The organism is Lachnoclostridium sp. An118 (assembly GCF_002160985.1).
Taxonomy (GTDB): Bacteria; Bacillota; Clostridia; order Lachnospirales; family Lachnospiraceae; genus Claveliimonas; species Claveliimonas stercoravium.
Window position 1 is genome coordinate 49,390 of the sequence record NZ_NFLQ01000002.1, and the last position, 19,508, is coordinate 68,897.

Genomic DNA, 19,508 nt, shown 5'->3' on the forward strand with positions numbered 1-19,508 from the left:
GGAGAGAAAGACATGATGATAAAAGTTGCAGTGCCGGATCAGTTTAAACTCAAGGTGATACCGAATTTCAGGACACTTTTTTTCCCGGAGAGGGGAGACGTGCACTATATCGGCGGCTCGGACATCCTCCCGGCGCCGCTGGAGGCTGGGGAGGAGGCCAGGGCCATAGGGATGCTGGGGACCGGGGAGGACAAGGCGGCCAGGAAGCTGCTCATCGAGCACAATCTCCGTCTTGTGGTGTACATAGCCAAGAAGTTTGACAATACGGGGGTGGGTGTGGAGGACCTCATCTCCATTGGGACTATCGGCCTCATCAAGGCCATCAATACCTACGACCCGAAGAAGAAGATCAAGCTGGCAACCTACGCCTCCCGGTGCATTGAAAACGAGATACTCATGTATCTGCGCAGGAACAACAAGACCAGGATGGAGGTGTCCATCGACGAGCCCCTCAACGTGGACTGGGATGGCAACGAGCTGCTCCTGTCGGACATCCTGGGCACGGAGGAGGACACCATCTACCGGGACCTGGAGCAGGAGGCGGAGCGGAAGGTGCTGGGGAAGGCGCTGGAGAGGCTCACCAGCAGGGAGCAGACTATTGTGCGCCTCCGGTTTGGTCTTGGGGTGCCCGGAGGGGAGGAGAAGACCCAGAAGGAGGTGGCGGACGTGCTGGGCATCTCCCAGTCCTACATCTCCCGCCTGGAGAAGAAGATCATGCAGAGGCTGAAGAGGGAAATGGTAAAATATTCATAGCCACAGCCCGGGTAAAATGATACAATAAAAACAAAAAGGGGTTGAGGTATATGAAGCTTACTTTTATCGGCGCGGCCCACGAGGTGACAGGAAGCTGCCATCTTCTGGAGGCCTGCGGGAGGCGGGTCCTCATCGACTGCGGGATGGAGCAGGGACCGGACCTGTATGAGAACCAGCAGCTGCCGGTGACGGCGGGGGAGATCGACTATGTGCTTCTGACCCACGCTCACATCGACCACTCGGGAAATATCCCTCTCCTGTGCAAGCAGGGCTTTGCGGGGGAGGTAGTCACCACCTTCGCCACCTCGGACCTGTGCAGCATCATGCTGCGGGACAGTGCCCACATCCAGGAGTTTGAGGCCCAGTGGAGGAACCGGAAGGCACGGCGCAGCGGAGGAGAGCTGTACGAGCCGGTATACACCATGGCGGACGCGGACGCGGCCATCCAGCTCTTTGCCCCCTGCGATTATGGGCAGACTATCGACCTGTGCCCGGGCATCAGGGTCCGGTTTGGCGACATGGGCCATCTCCTTGGCTCTGCCAGCATCGAGGTGTGGGTGACGGAGGGGGACGTGACAAAGAAGGTGGTGTTCTCAGGTGATGTGGGAAATACCAACCAGCCCATCATCCGGGACCCCCAGCCTGTGAGGGAGGCGGACTACGTGGTCATTGAGTCCACCTACGGCGACAGGCTCCACGGGGATGAGATACCGGACTATGTGGGAGAGTTTACCCGCATCCTGCGGGAGACCTTTGACAGAGGCGGCAATGTGGTCATTCCCTCCTTTGCTGTGGGCAGGACCCAGGAGCTGCTCTATTTTATCCGGGAGATCAAGGAGAAAAACCTTCTGCCCGAGTATCCCTCCTTTGAGGTCTATGTGGACAGTCCCCTTGCCATAGAGGCGACCACTGTCTTCAACAAGAACGTCAGGTCCTGCTTTGACGAGGAGGCCATGGCTCTTGTGGAGCGGGGCATCAATCCGCTTGTCTTCCCGGGACTGAAGACAAGCATCACCACAGAGGAGTCCAAGCAGATCAACCTGGACGAACGGCCCAAGGTCATCATCTCCGCCTCGGGCATGTGCGAGGCGGGGCGGATACGCCACCACCTGAAGCACAATCTGTGGCGCAGCGAGTGCACCATCTGCTTTGTGGGCTACCAGGCTGTGGGCACCCTGGGCAGGAAGCTGCTGGAGGGAGCCCAGGTGGTGAAGCTTTTTGGAGAGACGATCTCAGTCAACGCCAGGATAGAGTCCATCAGGGGTATCAGCGGCCATGCGGACATGAACGGCCTGCTGGCCTGGCTGGAGGGCTTTGAGAGAAAGCCGGACCGGGTCATCGTGGTCCACGGGGAGGATACCGTGACGGAGAGCTTTGCCCGGACCGTGGAGGAGAAGACGGGCTGCCCTGCGTTTGCACCCTTTTCAGGCGGCTGTATCGACCTGGCCACGGGACAGATTCTGACAGAGGGGCAGCGAATCCCCAGGAAAGCGCCCGAGAAGCCGGCCAGGGCGAAGGCGAGAGCGGCCTTTGAGCGTGTGGTGGCCGCTGCCAGACATCTCATGGAGGTGGTCATGAAAAACGAGGGCCTCTCCAACAAGGACCTGGCAAGATTTGAGACCCAGATCCAGAACCTGGCGGACAAGTGGGACAGATGATCCGCTAAAAAGGCTGTCCGCCAAAAGGGAAGAAAAAAGTGAAAAAAGTGATGTGAAGTTTTGGCCCTTTGTCAAGGGCTAAAACTTTTTTTATTTTCCCCTGCGCCGGTATAAGCCCGGGCCGGATTGAGAAAAATCAATACTGTACGAGATCAGATGATGACGGAAAGCAAGGAGGTTTAAAGATGATGGCACAGGGGAAGGTTGAAATCTGCGGGGTGAACACGTCAAAGCTCCCGCTCCTTACAGAAGAGGAAAAGGAGGAGCTGCTGGTCCGCATAAAGGAGGGGGACGAGGAGGCGAAGGACCGGTACATCAAAGGGAACCTGCGCCTGGTGCTGAGCGTCATAAAACGCTTCTCGGCCAGCAGTGAAAACCCGGACGACCTGTTCCAGATCGGCTGTATCGGACTCATCAAGGCGGTCAACAATTTTAATACAGACCTGGATGTGAAATTCTCTACCTATGCGGTCCCCATGATCATCGGTGAGATCCGGCGCTATATGCGGGACAACAATTCCATCCGGGTGAGCCGCTCTCTGCGTGACACGGCCTACAAGGCGATCTATGCCAGGGAGAGCTACATGAAGCAGCACTTGAAGGAGCCGACGGTCCAGGAGATCGCCAGGGAGATAGGGATCTCAGGGGAGGATATCGTTTTCGCGCTGGACGCCATACAGGCCCCTGTGAGCCTGCAGGAGCCGGTCTACAGCGACGGCGGGGACGCTCTCTATGTGATGGACCAGATCAGTGACAAGAAGAACCGGGAGGAAAAGTGGATCGAGGACCTGTCCCTGGAGGCTGCCATGGACCACCTGAGCAGCAGGGAGCAGTACATCATAAGGCTGCGCTTCTTTGAGGGGAAGACCCAGATGGAGGTGGCCGAGGAGATACAGATCTCCCAGGCGCAGGTGAGCCGTCTGGAGAAGCATGCACTGAAGGTCATGCGTCAGTACCTGAATGGCTGACGGAGCACAGGAGCAGGGCGGGGAAGAAGGAGCGGCGAAAAACAGCAGGATATGCAAATACCCGTTGAAATTTCAGCCGCTTCATACTATGATAGGGGAGAAGAAAAGGAAAAGGAGTGCCGTGTATCATGAGAGGCTGTATATTTGATTTGGACGGAACATTGACGAATACATTGGAGTCACTGACTTATTCTGTAAATCTTACGCTGAAGGAGATGGAGCTTCCCTCCATTACCATGGACCAGTGCAGAAGGTTTGTGGGAGACGGTGCCAGGAAGCTGATAGAGAGGACGCTGGAGGCCTGCGGGGACAGGAGCCTGAGCCGTCTGGATGAGGGGATGGAGATTTACGGCAGAATATTCCATGACAACTGTACATATCATGTAACACCCTACGATGGGGTCATGGAGATGCTGGCAGATCTGAGGTCCATGGGCATGCGCCTGGCGGTGCTGTCCAACAAGCCCCACGGGCAGGCGGTGGATGTGGTGAGACAGATATTCGGGGACGGAGTCTTCGACTTTGTGCAGGGGCAGAGCGAGGAGCTGCCGAGAAAGCCTGACCCGGCCGGGGTCTTGTACCTGCTGGACAAGATGGGTATCAAAAAGGAGGAGTGCGTCTACGTGGGCGACTCGGAGGTGGACGTGGCTACTGCGAAGGCAGCCGGTGTGACCGGGCTTGCCGCCACGTGGGGCTTTCGGAGCAGGCAGGTCCTTGAGGAGGCGGGAGCCGGCGTGCTCATCGACCATCCCGGGGAGCTGGTGGATTTCCTGCGAGGCCGCGGATAAAGCGGAGCCGCGGTATGGATAAAGAAGAAAAGGACAATGAGAGCATACGGGACATAGAATGAAAAAGAAAGAAGGGAGGAGAAAAAAGCATGTATGAGTATGATGAAGAATGTCTGCAGGTGTTTCTTGACAGACAGGGACAGCTGTTTGACGAGCCGGTGGCCGGGACCTTAGAGGAGGCGGAGGCTTTCCTGGAGGACTGCATGGCCGTCGTGGTGGACAGCATCCAGGATGTGGCAAGCTATTTCCAGGAGGAGGGCGTGGACGTGGAAGGCATGTCCCTCGAGGAGCTGGAAGAAGCATCAGAGGTCTTTGCCCTGCCAAGCGGCAAATACCTGATCGTGGAAGGATAGGAAAACGGAGCCGCCCGGTGTGGGCGGCTCCGCTGCTTGTATCTTCCTATTTTTCCGCTTTTTTCAGCGCCTCTTCGATGGCGTCCACGATGACCTGGGAGGTGTAGGCTGAGTCGGAGGAAAACTCCAGGTTGTCAAGAGACTGTGTCTGGCAGATCTGCTCCGCGATGTCCTCCATGGCCGGCTGGGCCAGGGGGAGCATGGCAGCGGCCGCCTCATCCATGTTGGTGAAGCGGATGGAGCTGATACCTGTGTCGTCCACTGAGACTTCCACTTCCAGGTCTGTATTGTTCAAGGTAAGGGAGGAGGTGTAGACGCCGGCTTTGTACTGGCCCGATGAGCTGTCTTCCTTCCCGTCCTTTGGGGAGAACATGAAGACCAGCAGCAGGATGAGAAGGACGGCCAGTACGGCGAAAATGACAGTGTAGATGATCTCTTTCATGTGGAGCACGACGATTTTTGTTCTGGAACTCATAAAAAGGCCTCCTGTACCATTATGGCGGTATTTTTATTCTCTATAATGTATGCCGGGGAACGGGAAAATATTCCCGGCTTTTGCGTGACAAACCGGCCTTCTTCCTGTAGAATGGAGAGAGTGTGAAAGGAAGGGTGAAAGACGATGTATATCATAGCAGGACTTGGAAACCCGGGACAGCCCTACGAGGGGACGAGACATAACGCCGGGTTTGATGTCATAGACGTGCTGGCCCGGGAATATAATATCTCCGTAGATTACCGGAAAAACAGAGCTCTCATCGGCAAGGGCATCATAGAGGGGCGGAAGGTCATCCTGGCCAAGCCTCAGACCTACATGAACCTGAGCGGGGAGAGCATCCGGGGACTGGTGGATTACTATAAGGCTGACGAGGAGTCGGAGCTCATTGTCATTTACGACGACGTGAGCCTGGACCCCGGTCAGATAAGGATACGAAAAAAAGGCAGCGCCGGCGGCCACAACGGGATCAAGAGCATCATCGCCCACCTGGGCACGGAGGTGTTTCCCCGGGTCAAGGTGGGTGTGGGCCAGAAGCCAAGACAGTACGATCTGGCGGACTATGTCCTGGGACATTTTTCCGGGGAGGAGAGAGAGCGGATGGCGGAGGGCTACCGCCACGCCGCGGAGGCGGTGAAGTACATGGTGACAGACCGTGTGGACGAGGCCATGAACGAGTACAACCGCAAGGTGAGACCAAAGGAGCAGTAGAGATATGAAAGCGCTGACAATGCCGCTTGAGGAGCTTGCGGAATTCGAGGAGATAAAAAAAGAGCAGAAAAAGGGAAAGGGTGTCCTGCAGCTGTCAGGCTGTGTCCGCTCCCAGAAGACCCATCTTGTCTACGCCCTCTCCGGCGGGTCAAAAAGACGTGTTATCGTCTGCGCCAGCGAGTCCAAGGCAAAGCAGGTGTACGAGGAGTACCGCTTCCTTGACAGTGATGTCTGGTTCTACCCGGCCAAGGATTTTCTATTTTATCAGGCAGATATCCGCAGCAAGGAGCTGATGAGCCAGCGGATGTCTGTCATCCAGGCTGTGCTGGAGCAGGAGAAGGTCACGGTGGTGCTGAGCTTTGACGCCCTCATGGATGCCCTGCCTGTCCCCCGGACTGTGAGGGGGCAGGCCATATCCATTGAGAACGGGGCGGCCATCGATTTCCAGCAGGTGCAGCGGCGCCTGGCACAGGCCGGGTACGACAGGGAGTCCCAGGTGGAGGGGCCGGGACAGTTCGCGGTGCGGGGAGGCATACTGGACATCTTTCCTATCACGGAGGAGCTGCCCGTGAGGATCGAGCTGTGGGGAGACGAGGTGGACTCGGTGCGCACCTTTGACGTGGAGAGCCAGCGGTCTGTGGAGAACCTGGAGCAGGTCCTTGTGTATCCCTGTGAGGAGGCGGAAAAAGAGGGGGAGAGGGTCTCCTTCCTGGACTATTTTTCCGCGGAGGACACGATCCTCTATCTGGACGAGCCGGTGCGCCTCCTGGAGAAGGGGGAGGCGGTGGAGAGCGAGTTCGTGGAGGCCCAGGCCAGGCGGATGGAGAGCGGATACCAGGTCAGCGACGAGGAGATGCTCCTCTACCATGCCCGGGATATCGCAAAGAAGATGAACCGATACTCCTGCGTGGGGCTTTGCGCCCTGGAGGCCAGGTGCCCGGATCTTAAGATACGGGGGAAATACAGCCTGGAGACAAAGAGCGTCAATCCCTACAACAACAGCTTCGAGATGCTCACAAGGGACCTGAAGCGGCTGAAGAGAGAGGGCTACCGCGTGGTCCTCCTGTCCGGGTCCAGGACCAGGGCGAAGCGGCTGGCGGAGGACCTTCGGGATTATAACCTGAGCAGCTTTTACAGCGATGAGATGGACCGGGAGGTGGAGCCGGGGCAGATCATGACCGCCTACGGCCACGTAGCGGAGGGATACGAGTATCCCCTGCTGAAGTTTGAGGTCATCTCGGAGACGGATATTTTCGGAAAGGTAAAGAAGAAAAAGAAGCGCCGCACCTACGAGGGGAGGAAGATACAGAGCTTCTCCGAGCTGAAGGTGGGGGACTATGTGGTCCATGAAAATCACGGTATCGGCATCTACCAGGGGATCGAGAAGATCGAGGTGGACAAGGTGGCCAAGGACTACATGAAGATTTCCTACGCCCAGGGTGGCAACCTCTACATCCCCGCCACCCAGCTCGACCTGATACAGAAGTACGCTAACGCGGATGCGAAGAAGCCCCGGCTGAACCGGCTGGGGACCCAGGAGTGGACAAAGACCAGGACGAGGGTGCGGGGAGCGGTCCGGGAGATCGCCAAAGATCTGGTGGCGCTCTACGCGGCCAGACAGGAGCAGGACGGCTTCGTATATGGGCCGGACACAGTCTGGCAGAAGGAATTTGAGGAGATGTTCCCCTTTGAGGAGACGGAGGATCAGCTCACGGCCATCGAGGCTGTGAAGCAGGACATGGAGAGCCATAAGATCATGGACCGCCTCATCTGCGGAGATGTGGGATATGGAAAGACGGAGATTGCTATCCGGGCGGCCTTCAAGGCTGTCCAGGAGAACAAGCAGGTGGTCTATCTCGTCCCCACCACTATCCTGGCCCAGCAGCACTACAACACCTTTGTCCAGCGGATGAAGGAGTTTCCGGTGCGGGTGGATCTGATGTGCCGGTTCCGCACACCGGCTCAGCAAAAGAAGACCATCGAGGACACAAAGAGGGGGCTTGTGGACATTATCATCGGTACCCACCGGGTTCTCAGCGACGACCTGAAGTACAAGGATCTGGGGCTTCTGATCATTGACGAGGAGCAGCGTTTCGGCGTGCAGCACAAGGAGAAGATCAAGAAGCTGAAGGAAAATGTGGATGTGCTGACCCTGACGGCCACCCCTATCCCCAGAACCCTCCATATGAGTCTCATCGGCATCCGGGACATGAGTGTCCTGGAGGAGGCGCCGGAGGAGAGGATGCCCATCCAGACCTATGTCATGGAGTACAATGATGAGATGGTGCGGGAGGCTATTGAGAGAGAGTGCGCCCGCCAGGGGCAGGTGTACTATGTCTATAACCGGGTGGAGGACATTGCCGAGCTGACAGCCAGGATCCAGAGACTGGTGCCGGATGTGACCGTGGCCTTCGCCCACGGCCAGATGCGGGAGCACGAGCTGGAGAAGATCATGTACGCCTTCATCAACCGGGAGATAGACGTTCTTGTGTCCACCACCATCATTGAGACCGGGCTGGACATCCCCAATGTCAACACTATGATCATCCACGACGCGGACCGGCTGGGGCTCTCCCAGCTCTACCAGCTGAGGGGCCGGGTGGGCAGGTCCAGCCGGATGGCCTACGCCTTCCTCCTCTACCGGAAGGATAAGCTCCTCAAGGAGGTGGCGGAAAAGCGGCTCTCCGCCATCCGGGAGTTCACGGACCTTGGCTCCGGGTTCCGGATCGCCATGCGGGACCTGGAGATCCGGGGGGCCGGGAATCTTCTGGGGGCGGAGCAGCACGGTCACATGGAGGCGGTGGGATACGACCTCTACTGCAAGATGCTGAACGAGGCGGTGAAGCACCTCAAGGGAGAGACGGAGGAAGAGGAGACCTTCACCACTACCATCGACCTTGATGTGGACGCCTATATCCCGGACACCTACATTCCCAACGAGTACCAGAAGCTGGACGTGTACAAGCGGATCGCGGCCATCGAGAACGAGGAGGAGATGGAGGATATGCTGGAGGAGCTGATCGACCGGTTCGGGGACATCCCCCGCAAGGTCCAGCAGCTGCTCCACATCGCGGGGCTCAAGGCCCGGGCTCGCAGGGCCTACGTGACGGCCGTGGAGCAGAAGGGAAGCCAGTATGTGTTCACTATGTACGAGAGGGCAAAGGTCAATCCTTTGAAAATACCGGATATGCTCTCCTCCTACAGGGGAGACCTGGCCTTCCGGGCAGAGGAGCCGCCCAGCTTTGTGTATGAGAAAAAGGGCGGCAGCCGGAAGGCGAAGGAGGAGGACGCCCTGGAAGTGGTGAAAAAAGTGTTAATTTCTCTGGAGGGATTGCTTGAATAGACAAAAAAAGCTATAATGGGGAATAGGCACTTTAAAGGAGGATAAAAGCTATCATGAAAAAGAGAGCAGTCGTTTTGCTGCTGGCCGGCCTTCTGGCGGCGGGATCGCTGACCGGGTGCGGGAGCCTGGAGGACAGCGACGTAGTGGCAACTGTGAATGATACAGACATTACAGCGGGTGTGGCGAATTTCTATGCCAGATACACGCAGGCCCAGTACGAGACCTACTATGCGGGGTACATGGGGGACGACATGTGGTCCGGCGAGGGGGAAGAAGGAGAGACCTACCAGGATACGGTCAAGGACTCCATCCTTGAATCCCTGGAGAACATGTACCTCATGGAAGAGCACATGGACGAGTATGAGGTCTCTCTGAGCGATGAGGAGAAGAATTCCATCAAGGAGGCCGCCAGCCAGTTTGACGAGTCCAACGGCCTGGCGGAGAAGGAGAAGGTTTCCGGGACTACTGATACCGTGGAGCGGATCCTTGAGCTCCTGACAATCCAGAAGAAGGTGCAGGACGCCATAGAGGCGGGGGCCGACACGGAGGTTTCCGATGAAGAGGCAGCCCAGAAGAGCATGCAGTATGTGGTATTTCCCTTTTCCACCACGGATGAGGAGGGGAATTCTGTGGACCTGACGGACGAGGAGAAGGAAGCGCTGCGGGCGACAGCGGAGAGCTTTGCCGCAGGCGCTGCGGGTGCTGCTGACTTTGCGGCCTACGCCACAGAGCAGGGGCAGACCTCCCAGGATGCTACCTTTGACGGGGAGACATCCACGCTTCCTGCCCAGCTTGTGGAGGCGGCGGACGCCCTGGATGAGGGCGGGACCACCGGCCTTGTGGAGGGAGACAACGGTTACTACGTGGCCAGAGTCACCAGCCTTCTGGACCGGGAGGCCACGGATGCCAGGAAGCAGGAGATCATCTCTGAGAGGCAGCAGGACCTTCTGAATGAGACTCTCGACGGATGGCGGGAGGATGCGGACATCGAGGTCCACGAGAGAGTGTGGGACAAGATCGACTTCACCACCCTCACTGTCACCATGAAGCAGGAGGAGGCAGAACCCTACACGGATGAGGTCCAGACCGACGACCAGGTGGAGGACACGGGAGAGTAGGGAACGGCAGGACCTGGCGGATTGTATTGAAAAAAATACAAGAGACTCACTTGACAGATGACTTTCCTGTGCTTACAATTTGTAATTGTTAAGGCAAAGGTGTCACACATGAAAATGTGTGGCACCTTTTTTGCATCTGCATCATAGAAAGGAAGGCGTTATGTATGAAATTGAAGGATACCGGATTTACGGCAAAGGAACTGAAGGCTATGGTGAGGAAGTACATGGTGGAGACATACCCCAGATTTGACTTTGTGGCCGAGAGGGCGGAGGGAATGTACCTGTATGATGAGAAGGGGGAGGCCTATCTCGATTTCTACGGCGGCGTGGCGGTGAACAGCCCGGGCAACAGGAACGAGAGAGTGGTGGCTGCCATCAGGGAGCAGGCGGATGATATCATCCACACCTTCAATTATCCCTACACGATCCCCCAGGCGCTCCTGGCAAAAAAAATATGTGATACCATCGGCATGGACAAGATTTTTTACCAGAACTCCGGGACGGAGGCCAATGAGTGTATGATAAAGATGGCCAGAAAGTATGGAACCGACCATTATGGCCCAAAGAAGTATCAGATCATCACAGCGGAGCATGGATTCCACGGAAGGACATTTGGCTCCATGGCCGCCACAGGCCAGCCGGAGACAGCCATCCAGGAAGGATTCGGGTCCATGGTTCCCGGATTTGTCTATGCCAGGTTCAACGATCTGGAAGATTTTGCCTCCAAGATCACAGAAAATACGATCGCCATCATGATAGAGCCTGTACAGGGCGAGGGCGGCGTGCACCCGGCCACCCAGGAGTTCATGGAGGGGCTGAGGAAGCTCTGTGACGATAACCAGCTGCTGCTCCTCCTGGATGAGGTCCAGACAGGATGGGGAAGGACAGGAGCCCCCATGGCCTACATGGGATACGGTGTGAAGCCGGACGCCGTCTCCATGGCAAAGGCTATGGGGGGCGGGATGCCCATCGGAGCCTGCTGTGCCAGGAGAGAGGTGGCTGAGGCCCTGGGAAGCGGGACCCACGGTTCCACCTACGGTGGCAGTCCCATCGCCTGTGCTTCCGCCCTGGCATCCATCTCTGAGATCCTCGACAAGAACCTGTCTGAGAACGCGAAAGAGGTGGGCGGTTATCTGATGGAACAGCTTGCCACCCTGCCCCACGTCAAAGAGGTGAGAGGCCGCGGCCTGCTGGTGGGAGTTGAGTACGACATCCCTATCGCCATGGAGGTGAAGTGGGGCACATTCAAAAGACATGCGCTGATCACAGCCATCGGCGACAGCATCAACCGTATGATCCCGCCCCTGATCGCCACAAAGAAGGATGTGGACCTGCTTGTGGAGAGGATGCGGGGCGCTGTCTTGGAGGCGGCGACTGCAGTGCAGGCGGCCTAGCCCGCAGGGGACAGATTTTCAGGAGACAAAAAAGAGCTCCGGAGACACAGCTCCGGGAGCTCTTTTTGTCCTGTCCGGTCAAAATGGACGCGGCATATCCCTAAAACAGTTTTCCCACCAGGTCGCTGACCAGCTTTCCGTCCGCTTTCCCTTTCACCTTTGGCATCAGGGTCTTCATGATGCGGCCCTTGTCCTTTGCCGTGGGGGCGTCGATGCCCAGCTCGGCCAGAGTAGCCTGGATGACCTCCTGGATCTGTGCCTCGTCCATCATCTGAGGCGCGTACTGCTCCAGAACAGCCAGACGGTGATTGCACTCCTCGATGATCTCTGTGCGGTCCGGCGGAGTCATCTCCAGCGTCTCCTTAGTCTGTTTGATCTCCTTTAAGACAACCTGTGTCTCCTCCTCCTCGGTGAGGTCGGCCCTCTTGTCTATGGCTTTGTTCTTCAGCGCCGCAAGGAGCATGGATAAAGTCTCCTTTGTCTGCTTGTCCCCGGCCTTCATGGCCTGGACCATGGCGCTTCTCACTTCATCGATCTTGCTCATGTGTTCATTCCTCCTCTTGCTATCTTCCTATTATTATAGCGGAGAGGAGAGAAAATGAAAAGGATGTTATAAACTTTTTGTGAAATATAAAAATAAAATAATGCAGGATACCGCCAAATCTGGTAAAATAGCATTCAGATGCGTGCAGAGGGCGCGCGCCGGGGGAGGAGCATGTTCGGATATATCACTATTTGCAAACCGGAACTGAAGATCAAAGATTTTGAGAAGTACAAGGCCTGCTACTGCGGCCTGTGCCAGGAGCTGAAGGAGAGGTACGGCCTGGCGGGCCAGATGACCCTCACCTATGATATGACCTTTCTCATCCTGCTGCTCACCTCCCTCTACGAGCTCCGGACAGAGGAGGAGAGGCACCGGTGCAGGGTCCATCCGGCAAAGCGGCAGAGGATGCTGAGGAATTCACTGACCTCCTACGCGGCGGATATGAACCTGCTCCTTGCCTGGTATCATCTGAAGGATGACTGGGCGGACGAGAGGAAGGTGTCCAGCCTGGCGGCGGGGGGACTGCTGAAGAAGAAGGCGGAGAGGATCGCGGAAAGGTACCGGCGTCAGGCCAGAGTGTTCGAGGCGGCCCTGGGAGAGCTGTCCCGCCTTGAAAAAGAGGAGAGCACAGACATAGACAGGACGGCCGGATGCTTCGGCCGGCTCATGGAGGAGCTTTTCATATACAAAAAAGACGTCTGGGAGCCCACTCTGCGCCGGATCGGTTTTTTTATGGGCAAGTTCATCTACATCATGGATGCCTACGATGACCTGGAGGAGGACCTGAAAAAATGCTGCTACAATCCCTTGCGTGAGATGTATAAGAGAGAGGATTACGAGCAGAGAGTGGGAGATATCCTGTGTATGATGATGGGCGAGTGCAGTGCGGAGTTTGAAAAGCTGCCCTGTCTCGCGGATATAGACATTTTGAAAAATATTCTGTATGATGGAGTGTGGAACCGCTACCGGCTCATACAGAAGAAAAAACAGGAGGACAAAAAGGAAAATGAGTAAAAATCCTTATGACGTGCTGGGCGTCTCCCAGAACGCGTCGGATGATGAAGTGAAGAAAGCATACAGAGAGCTGAGCCGGAAGTATCATCCGGATGCCAATGTAGACAATCCGCTGGCAGACCTGGCTGAGGAAAAATTCAAGGAAATCCAGGAGGCCTACGATGAGATCATGCGGCAGCGCTCTCAGGGCGGCAGCTCCTACGGCGGCTCCCAGGGCGGCAGCAGGTCCTCCGCGGGCGGCGGATACGGGGGCTACGGCTACCAGGGCTACAGGCAGGCTTACGGGCAGCAGTCCGGGGACAGCCAGCAGGATGTGGAGATGCAGGCGGCCATCAACTTTATCAACAGCAGGCGCTATCAGGACGCCCTGAATGTGCTGAATCGGATGCAGAACCGCACCTCCATGTGGTACTACGCCAGCGCTTTCGCGAACGCGGGCCTGGGAAACAATGTGCTTGCCAGGGACCAGGCAGCCACGGCTGTGAACATGGAACCGAACAATGTACAGTACAGGCAGCTGCTCAATCAGATTGAATTTAACAGCCGCCGGTATCAGAACAACCCTTACGGGGGAGGCTATTACGGTTCAGGCGGAAGCTGCGGCACGGGAAATATGTGCTGTGACCTGTGTATCGCGGACCAGCTCTGTGAATGTATGGGAGGAGATCTTTGCGCATGCATGTAAAGTCAAGGCTGATGGCGTTCGGCGGACTCGCCCTCGCCCTCTGTATTCTTTTTATGGCGCTGGGAAGCATCTTTGAGACAGGGACCCTGTTCTTCCTGGCGGCGTCCTCCTTCTTTGTGGGGATCGTCATCCGGGAGTCGGGAATGAAGATGGGGCTGGCCTTCTATCTGGCGGCCGTCCTTCTGGGCTTTATCCTGGCCCCCAATAAATTTTATGTGATCACCTTTGGGGCGATGGGGCTCTACATCCTGGTCATCGAGGGGGTGTGGCGCCTTTTGGCGAAGAACCCTGGCAGGTTGCGCGGAAGAGGGCTGTTCTGGGGAGCCAAGTACCTGGTCTTCAATGTCATGTACATCCCTGCGGTGCTGCTCTTTCAGGAGCTCCTCTTTTCCAGGTCGCTGTCGCCGGCGGTCCTTGTGGGTGTCCTCGCGGCGGGGCAGGCTGGACTGTGGATCTACGACAACGCCTACGAATATACCCAGGCCCACATCTGGAGCAGGATGCGGGGCAGGCTGCTCCGGCTGGGAGAGTGAATGTGTATAAATTCCTCTGTCTTTACAGATACTACCATTATCTACAGCAAGAAGGATAAATGGATAGAATGTAAGATGGAGGAAATTTTTATATGAAGGCAACCGGGATTGTAAGAAGGATCGACGACCTGGGGAGGGTGGTGATCCCAAAGGAAATACGCAGGACGCTCCGGATAAGGGAGGGGGACCCGCTGGAGATATTCACGGACCGGGAGGGGGAGATCATCCTGAAGAAGTATTCTCCCATTGGCGAGCTGTCCGCCTTTGCCAGGCAGTATGCGGACAGCCTGTCCCAGACGGCAGGGTGCCTGGTGTGTATCTGCGATATGGACCAGATCGTGGCCGCGGCGGGCAGCGGTAAAAAGGATTTCCAGGAGAAATATATCGCCCGGCCCCTGGAGAAGGCACTGGAGGAGAGAAAGGACATCCTGGCCTCAGAGGGAGAGAAAAGGTTCATCCGGGTCACCGGGGAGGAGGATGACGGCTGTACCCAGCAGGTCATCTGCCCTATCCTGTGCGAGGGAGATGTGATAGGAGGGGTCATGATCCTGGGGAAGGATGAGAAGCGGAAGCTGGGGGAGACAGAGCTGAAGCTCGCCTCCTGCGCGGCCGGGTTTCTCGGCAGACAGATGGAGCAGTAGAAAAATCCGTATGGGACTCATAATCGGTCCGGGCATTTCATATCCATTAGATAGGAAATAACTGGACAAGGAGAAAGAGAATATGGATAAAAAAGCCGGAAAAGAAACAAAGATACTCTGGGTCCTCAAGGCGCTGCTGCTGTCCTATGTGGTGACGGGGGCTCTCCTCCTTCTGCTGGCGCTCCTTCTGTACAGGCTGCAGCTTGACGAGCAGGCGGTGTCAGCGGGGATCGTGGCTGTCTACATTGCCGCAACCCTGATCGGCGGTCTTGCGGCGGGAAAGATGGCAAGGTCGAGAAGGTTTCTCTGGGGGCTTGCGACGGGGATATTGTATTTTGTGCTCCTCATCCTCATCACCCTGGGCGTGTACCGGACCCTGGATGGCAGCGGCATCCACATGGCCACTACCTTTGTCCTGTGCGCGGGGGGCGGCATGGTCGGCGGCATGATCTCCTGACCGCACAAAAGACGAAAAAATGCTTCCAAAACAGAGAGCCTTGTGCTATAATATCAGAAGTCAAAGATGCGAAGGAGGGTGTACAAGATGAAACATGTAAAGACATTAAATACACAGACATTGACAAATACAATGAAAAAAGGCGGCTGCGGAGAATGTCAGACATCCTGCCAGTCAGCTTGCAAGACTTCCTGCACAGTTGGAAACCAGACCTGCGAGCAGAAGAAATAGTCGGTTAGAAGTAAAAAGTATCTATGAAGGGGGCAGCGGCTTTCGGCCGCTGTTTCTTGTGGTATAGGAAAAATAAAGACAGAAAGGGGTATCTGAAGTGATACATCAGTACCAGAATAATGGATACAGCATTGTCCTGGATGTGAACAGCGGCGCCGTCCACGTGGTGGATGAGCTCTGCTACGCTGCCATCGCCCAGCTGGCGGCTGGGGAGGAGCCGGATCTGGCCGCCCTGGAAAAGCCGGAGACGCTGGAGAAACTCCAGGCCGCACTCGGAGACAGATATGAGTCCGGTCAGATCCGGGAGGCCTGGGAGGACATTAAGGAGCTGACCCGGGAGGGAAGGCTCTTTACCAGAGACGTTTTTGAGCCCATGATCGACCAGGTGAAGCAGAGGAAGACCGTGGTCAAGGCACTGTGCCTCCACATTGCCCACGACTGCAACCTGGCGTGCAAATACTGCTTTGCGGAGGAGGGGGAGTACCACGGACGGCGGGCCCTCATGAGCTATGAGGTGGGAAAGAAGGCCCTGGATTTCCTCATCGCCTCCTCCGGAAACAGGAGGAACCTGGAGGTGGATTTCTTCGGCGGTGAGCCGCTCATGAACTGGCAGGTGGTCAAAGACCTGGTGGCCTACGGCCGGCAGCAGGAGAAGCTGCACGACAAGCACTTCCGCTTTACCGTGACCACCAACGGAGTGCTCTTAAATGACGAGATACAGGAATTCATCAACCAGGAGATGGACAATGTGGTCCTCAGCCTGGACGGGCGCAGAGAGGTGAACGACGCCATGCGTCCCTTCCGGAATGGCAAAGGCAGCTATGACCTCATTGTCCCCAAGTTCCAGAAGCTGGCGGACAGCAGGAACCAGGAGCGGTACTATGTCCGGGGAACCTTCACAAGGAACAATCTGGATTTCTCCAACGATGTGCTGCACTTTGCGGACCTTGGCTTCAAGCAGATGTCCATTGAGCCGGTAGTGGGAGACGAGTCCGACCCCTATGCCATCCGGGAGGAGGATATCCCGAAGATATGCGAGGAGTACGACCGCCTGGCAAAGCTCATGATCGAGAGGGAAAGAGAGGGGGAGGGCTTTAATTTCTTCCACTTTATGATCGACCTGGAGGGAGGACCCTGCGTGTCCAAGCGGCTGTCTGGCTGCGGCTCCGGAACGGAGTACCTGGCCGTGACGCCCTGGGGGGACCTCTATCCCTGTCATCAGTTTGTCGGCCGGGAGGAGTTCCTCATGGGGAACGTGGACGAGGGCATCACGCACCCGGAGATCGCGGACGAGTTCCGGGGATGCAGCGTGTACTCAAAGGAGAAGTGCAGGAGCTGCTTTGCCAAATTCTACTGCAGCGGCGGATGCATGGCCAACGCCTACAATTTCCACGGCACCATCCACGAGGCCTACGACATCGGATGTGAGATGCAGCGCAAGAGAGTGGAGTGCGCCATCATGATGAAGGCGGCCCTGGCGGATGCGTCCGACGAGGCATAAGACGTAATAATAAAGAAAAGAGGATACAGATCATGAACAAGAAAAAAGGCATACTGAGCCTGATACTGACAGCCGTACTGATCATACTTCTCGCCTATACCTGTATCGCAGGCTTTGGCCCTACAGGCACAGGAGCTTCCAGAAATATCAAGCTGGGCCTGGACCTGGCCGGCGGTGTCAGTATCACTTACCAGGTAAAGGATGAAAATCCCACGGATGAGCAGATGAGCGACACCATCTACAAGCTCCAGCGCCGTGTGGAGCAGTACAGCACGGAGGCCACTGTGTACCAGGAGGGGGACGACCGCATCAGCATCGAGATCCCCGGCGTGACAGACGCCAACGCCATCCTGGAGGAGCTGGGACAGCCGGGAAACCTGGAGTTCCAGACATCTGACGGTGAGACGGTCCTGACAGGCTCTGACGTGGCCACCGCCTCTGCCAGATCCGGACAGGATGACATGGGAAACACAGAGTACACGGTGGAGCTGGACCTGACGGACGAGGGAGCCCAGAAGTTCGCAGAGGCCACAGAGGCCAACGTGGGAAACCAGATTTCCATCATCTATGACGGCGAGACCATCAGCAGCCCGGTGGTCAACGAGGCCATCACCGGCGGACAGGCTTATATCACCGGAAACTTTACATACGAGGAAGCGGAAAACCTGGCCTCCACCATCCGCATCGGCGGCCTGCAGCTGCAGCTGGAGGAGCTGCGCTCCAATGTGGTGGGAGCGCAGCTTGGGGAGCAGGCAGTCACCACCAGCGTCCGGGCGGGAGCTGTGGGACTGGCCCTGGTGTTCGTGTTCATGTGCTTTGTGTATCTGCTCCCGGGTCTTGCATCCAGTCTGGCCCTGCTGATCTACACGGGCATCGTTCTGGTGATACTGAATGCCTTTAACGTCACCCTGACTCTGCCGGGTATCGCAGGTATCATCCTGGGTATCGGAATGGCGGTGGATGCAAATGTCATCATCTTCGCCCGCGTGAAGGAGGAGATGACAAAGGGCAAGAGCGTGCGGAACTCTCTGAAGGCAGGCTTCCACAAGGCTATGTCCGCCATTGTGGACGGCAATGTGACCACTCTGATCGCGGCGGCTGTGCTCTGGTTCAGAGGGAGCGGGAGCGTCAAGGGCTTTGCCCAGACACTGGCCATCGGTATCCTCGTGTCCATGTTCACAGCCCTTGTCATCACCCGCATGATCGTGTACGCCTTCTACGCAGTGGGCATCCGCAGCGAGAAGCTGTACTACCGGCCGAGAAAGGCGAGAGAACCCATCAACTTTGTGGGAAGGAAGTCGATCTTCTTTGCCATCTCCCTGCTCCTTATCGTGGCAGGCTTTGGCGTTGCCGGCTACAATGCGGCGAGAGGGAACGGAGCTATGAACTACAGCCTGGAATTCCAGGGCGGAACCTCTACCAATGTGACCTTCAATGAGGACTACACCATCGATGAGATTGACGCCCAGATCATCCCCGTGGTGGAGGAAGCCACAGGAGACCACAATGTACAGGCTCAGAAGGTGGAGGGAAGCAGCCAGATCATCTTCAAGACCTCCACCCTGGACCTTGACACCCGCGAGGCCCTCAACCAGGCCATGGTGGACAACTTCCAGGTGGACGACTCGCTGATCACATTTGAGAACATCAGCTCCACGGTCAGCAGTGAGATGAGGTCCGACGCCATCGTGGCTGTAGTCATCGCCACGGTGCTCATGCTCCTCTACATCTGGTTCCGGTTCAAGGACATCCGCTTTGCCACAAGCGCGGTCCTGGCTCTGCTCCACGATGTGCTGATCGTGGCCCTGTTCTACGCCGTGGCGAGGATTTCCGTGGGAAATACATTTATCGCGTGTATCCTGACCATCTTCGGTTACTCCATCAACGCCACTATCGTTATCTTTGACCGTATCCGTGAGGAGCTGAAGCTGGCGCCGAAGAACGAGGACCTGGTATACATCGTAAACAAGAGTATCACACAGACCCTGACGAGAAGTATCTACACGTCCCTGACGACCTTTATCACCATTGCGGTGCTCTTCGTCATGGGTGTGAGCTCCATCCGGGAATTCGCCCTGCCGCTGATGGTGGGGGTTGTGTGCGGCGCTTACTCTTCCGTATGTATCACGGGTTCCCTCTGGTATGTCATGAGGACAAAGCTCGGAGGAAAGAAGAAAGAGGCGGAGAGATCCGGAAAGAAGAAAAAATAGGTAAGAGAAGATACAGTAAGGGGTGTGCGGGCGACTGCACGCCCCTTTTTGAACCCTTCTCCCCGGAGGCTGTCTGACGGCCGCAGGGGGAGGCGGAAAGCGAGCGAAGGAGA

The 19,508-nt window shown here is 56.7% G+C and carries 19 protein-coding genes; 17 read left to right on the forward strand and 2 right to left on the reverse strand.

What is annotated here, in order from left to right:
- Positions 1-12 precede the first annotated feature (12 nt).
- From sigE to B5E62_RS01970, 5 genes are all read left to right on the forward strand, one after another.
- Positions 13-753 carry an RNA polymerase sporulation sigma factor SigE gene (sigE, locus tag B5E62_RS01950; protein WP_087173081.1) on the forward strand — a complete coding sequence of 247 codons (741 nt, stop codon included), beginning with the start codon at positions 13-15 and terminating at the stop codon, positions 751-753.
- 50 nt (positions 754-803) lie between these two features.
- Positions 804-2,411, forward strand: coding sequence for an MBL fold metallo-hydrolase RNA specificity domain-containing protein (locus B5E62_RS01955; RefSeq protein WP_087173082.1), 1,608 nt, complete (start codon positions 804-806; stop codon positions 2,409-2,411).
- 188 nt (positions 2,412-2,599) lie between these two features.
- Positions 2,600-3,379 (forward strand): RNA polymerase sporulation sigma factor SigG, encoded by a 780-nt coding sequence (gene sigG, locus B5E62_RS01960; RefSeq protein WP_087173253.1) that lies wholly within the window; start codon positions 2,600-2,602, stop codon positions 3,377-3,379.
- Between the two features lie 128 nt (positions 3,380-3,507).
- Positions 3,508-4,167, forward strand: coding sequence for an HAD family hydrolase (locus tag B5E62_RS01965; RefSeq protein ID WP_087173083.1), 660 nt, complete (start codon positions 3,508-3,510; stop codon positions 4,165-4,167).
- Positions 4,168-4,256: 89 nt separating this feature from the next.
- Complete coding sequence (locus B5E62_RS01970; protein ID WP_087173084.1) at positions 4,257-4,520, forward strand: glyoxalase; 264 nt, start codon at positions 4,257-4,259, stop codon at positions 4,518-4,520.
- 46 nt (positions 4,521-4,566) lie between these two features.
- On the opposite strand, the gene B5E62_RS01975 is transcribed toward B5E62_RS01970, so the two are convergent.
- Positions 4,567-4,995, reverse strand: coding sequence for an FMN-binding protein (locus B5E62_RS01975; protein ID WP_087173085.1), 429 nt, complete (start codon positions 4,993-4,995; stop codon positions 4,567-4,569).
- 144 nt (positions 4,996-5,139) lie between these two features.
- Between B5E62_RS01975 and pth the strand changes: the two genes are divergently transcribed.
- The 4 genes from pth to B5E62_RS01995 all read left to right on the forward strand — a co-directional run bounded on the left by pth (position 5,140) and on the right by B5E62_RS01995 (position 11,579).
- Complete coding sequence (gene pth, locus B5E62_RS01980; protein WP_087173086.1) at positions 5,140-5,724, forward strand: aminoacyl-tRNA hydrolase; 585 nt, start codon at positions 5,140-5,142, stop codon at positions 5,722-5,724.
- A 4-nt stretch (positions 5,725-5,728) separates the two neighbouring features.
- A complete protein-coding gene (gene mfd / locus B5E62_RS01985) occupies positions 5,729-9,067 on the forward strand; it encodes a transcription-repair coupling factor (protein ID WP_087173087.1) in 3,339 nt (1,112 codons plus the stop codon).
- Between the two features lie 53 nt (positions 9,068-9,120).
- Positions 9,121-10,185: a peptidyl-prolyl cis-trans isomerase gene (locus tag B5E62_RS01990; RefSeq protein ID WP_087173088.1), complete on the forward strand. Its 1,065-nt coding sequence runs from the start codon at positions 9,121-9,123 to the stop codon at positions 10,183-10,185.
- A 164-nt stretch (positions 10,186-10,349) separates the two neighbouring features.
- The gene (locus tag B5E62_RS01995) at positions 10,350-11,579 is read left to right on the forward strand and encodes an aspartate aminotransferase family protein (protein WP_087173089.1); all 1,230 of its coding nucleotides are present in this window, start codon (positions 10,350-10,352) and stop codon (positions 11,577-11,579) included.
- Positions 11,580-11,679: 100 nt separating this feature from the next.
- Here B5E62_RS01995 and B5E62_RS02000 read toward each other — a convergent pair whose 3' ends face one another.
- Positions 11,680-12,123, reverse strand: a complete 444-nt coding sequence (locus B5E62_RS02000; protein WP_087173090.1) for a GatB/YqeY domain-containing protein — start codon at positions 12,121-12,123, stop codon at positions 11,680-11,682.
- A 171-nt stretch (positions 12,124-12,294) separates the two neighbouring features.
- Here B5E62_RS02000 and B5E62_RS02005 point away from each other — a divergent pair, with 171 nt between their 5' ends.
- From B5E62_RS02005 to secD, 8 genes are all read left to right on the forward strand, one after another.
- On the forward strand, positions 12,295-13,137 hold the full coding sequence (locus tag B5E62_RS02005; RefSeq protein WP_087173091.1) for a DUF5685 family protein: 843 nt from the start codon (positions 12,295-12,297) through the stop codon (positions 13,135-13,137).
- Complete coding sequence (locus tag B5E62_RS02010; protein ID WP_087173092.1) at positions 13,130-13,822, forward strand: DnaJ domain-containing protein; 693 nt, start codon at positions 13,130-13,132, stop codon at positions 13,820-13,822. The genes B5E62_RS02005 and B5E62_RS02010 overlap by 8 nt, the downstream gene beginning before the upstream one ends.
- Positions 13,813-14,355, forward strand: coding sequence for a hypothetical protein (locus B5E62_RS02015; RefSeq protein WP_087173093.1), 543 nt, complete (start codon positions 13,813-13,815; stop codon positions 14,353-14,355). Before B5E62_RS02010 ends, B5E62_RS02015 begins: the two co-directional genes overlap by 10 nt.
- 92 nt (positions 14,356-14,447) lie before the next feature.
- The gene (spoVT, locus tag B5E62_RS02020) at positions 14,448-14,996 is read left to right on the forward strand and encodes a stage V sporulation protein T (protein ID WP_087173094.1); all 549 of its coding nucleotides are present in this window, start codon (positions 14,448-14,450) and stop codon (positions 14,994-14,996) included.
- An 82-nt stretch (positions 14,997-15,078) separates the two neighbouring features.
- Entirely contained in the window at positions 15,079-15,453 is a 375-nt protein-coding gene (locus B5E62_RS02025) for a TIGR04086 family membrane protein (RefSeq protein ID WP_087173095.1), read from the forward strand.
- Between the two features lie 87 nt (positions 15,454-15,540).
- A complete protein-coding gene (gene scfA / locus B5E62_RS02030; protein WP_033126632.1) occupies positions 15,541-15,684 on the forward strand; it encodes a six-cysteine ranthipeptide SCIFF in 144 nt (47 codons plus the stop codon).
- Between the two features lie 97 nt (positions 15,685-15,781).
- Complete coding sequence (scfB, locus tag B5E62_RS02035) at positions 15,782-17,185, forward strand: thioether cross-link-forming SCIFF peptide maturase (RefSeq protein WP_087173096.1); 1,404 nt, start codon at positions 15,782-15,784, stop codon at positions 17,183-17,185.
- 32 nt (positions 17,186-17,217) lie between these two features.
- Entirely contained in the window at positions 17,218-19,395 is a 2,178-nt protein-coding gene (secD, locus tag B5E62_RS02040; RefSeq protein ID WP_087173097.1) for a protein translocase subunit SecD, read from the forward strand.
- The last annotated feature ends 113 nt before the right edge of the window (positions 19,396-19,508 follow it).

Excerpts from the sequence above, each read along its gene's own strand:
- mfd (WP_087173087.1), top strand. The coding sequence starts at position 5,729 with ATGAAAGCGCTGACAATGCCGCTTGAGGAGCTTGCGGAATTCGAGGAG.
- B5E62_RS02010 (WP_087173092.1), top strand. The coding sequence starts at position 13,130 with ATGAGTAAAAATCCTTATGACGTGCTGGGCGTCTCCCAGAACGCGTCG.
- B5E62_RS01955 (WP_087173082.1), top strand. The coding sequence starts at position 804 with ATGAAGCTTACTTTTATCGGCGCGGCCCACGAGGTGACAGGAAGCTGC.
- B5E62_RS02025 (WP_087173095.1), top strand. The coding sequence starts at position 15,079 with ATGGATAAAAAAGCCGGAAAAGAAACAAAGATACTCTGGGTCCTCAAG.
- sigG (WP_087173253.1), top strand. The coding sequence starts at position 2,600 with ATGGCACAGGGGAAGGTTGAAATCTGCGGGGTGAACACGTCAAAGCTC.
- B5E62_RS02015 (WP_087173093.1), top strand. The coding sequence starts at position 13,813 with ATGCATGTAAAGTCAAGGCTGATGGCGTTCGGCGGACTCGCCCTCGCC.
- B5E62_RS01970 (WP_087173084.1), top strand. The coding sequence starts at position 4,257 with ATGTATGAGTATGATGAAGAATGTCTGCAGGTGTTTCTTGACAGACAG.
- pth (WP_087173086.1), top strand. The coding sequence starts at position 5,140 with ATGTATATCATAGCAGGACTTGGAAACCCGGGACAGCCCTACGAGGGG.
- sigE (WP_087173081.1), top strand. The coding sequence starts at position 13 with ATGATGATAAAAGTTGCAGTGCCGGATCAGTTTAAACTCAAGGTGATA.
- B5E62_RS01965 (WP_087173083.1), top strand. The coding sequence starts at position 3,508 with ATGAGAGGCTGTATATTTGATTTGGACGGAACATTGACGAATACATTG.
- B5E62_RS02000 (WP_087173090.1), bottom strand. The coding sequence starts at position 12,123 with ATGAGCAAGATCGATGAAGTGAGAAGCGCCATGGTCCAGGCCATGAAG.
- secD (WP_087173097.1), top strand. The coding sequence starts at position 17,218 with ATGAACAAGAAAAAAGGCATACTGAGCCTGATACTGACAGCCGTACTG.
- B5E62_RS02005 (WP_087173091.1), top strand. The coding sequence starts at position 12,295 with ATGTTCGGATATATCACTATTTGCAAACCGGAACTGAAGATCAAAGAT.
- scfA (WP_033126632.1), top strand. The coding sequence starts at position 15,541 with ATGAAACATGTAAAGACATTAAATACACAGACATTGACAAATACAATG.
- B5E62_RS01995 (WP_087173089.1), top strand. The coding sequence starts at position 10,350 with ATGAAATTGAAGGATACCGGATTTACGGCAAAGGAACTGAAGGCTATG.
- B5E62_RS01990 (WP_087173088.1), top strand. The coding sequence starts at position 9,121 with ATGAAAAAGAGAGCAGTCGTTTTGCTGCTGGCCGGCCTTCTGGCGGCG.
- B5E62_RS01975 (WP_087173085.1), bottom strand. The coding sequence starts at position 4,995 with ATGAGTTCCAGAACAAAAATCGTCGTGCTCCACATGAAAGAGATCATC.
- spoVT (WP_087173094.1), top strand. The coding sequence starts at position 14,448 with ATGAAGGCAACCGGGATTGTAAGAAGGATCGACGACCTGGGGAGGGTG.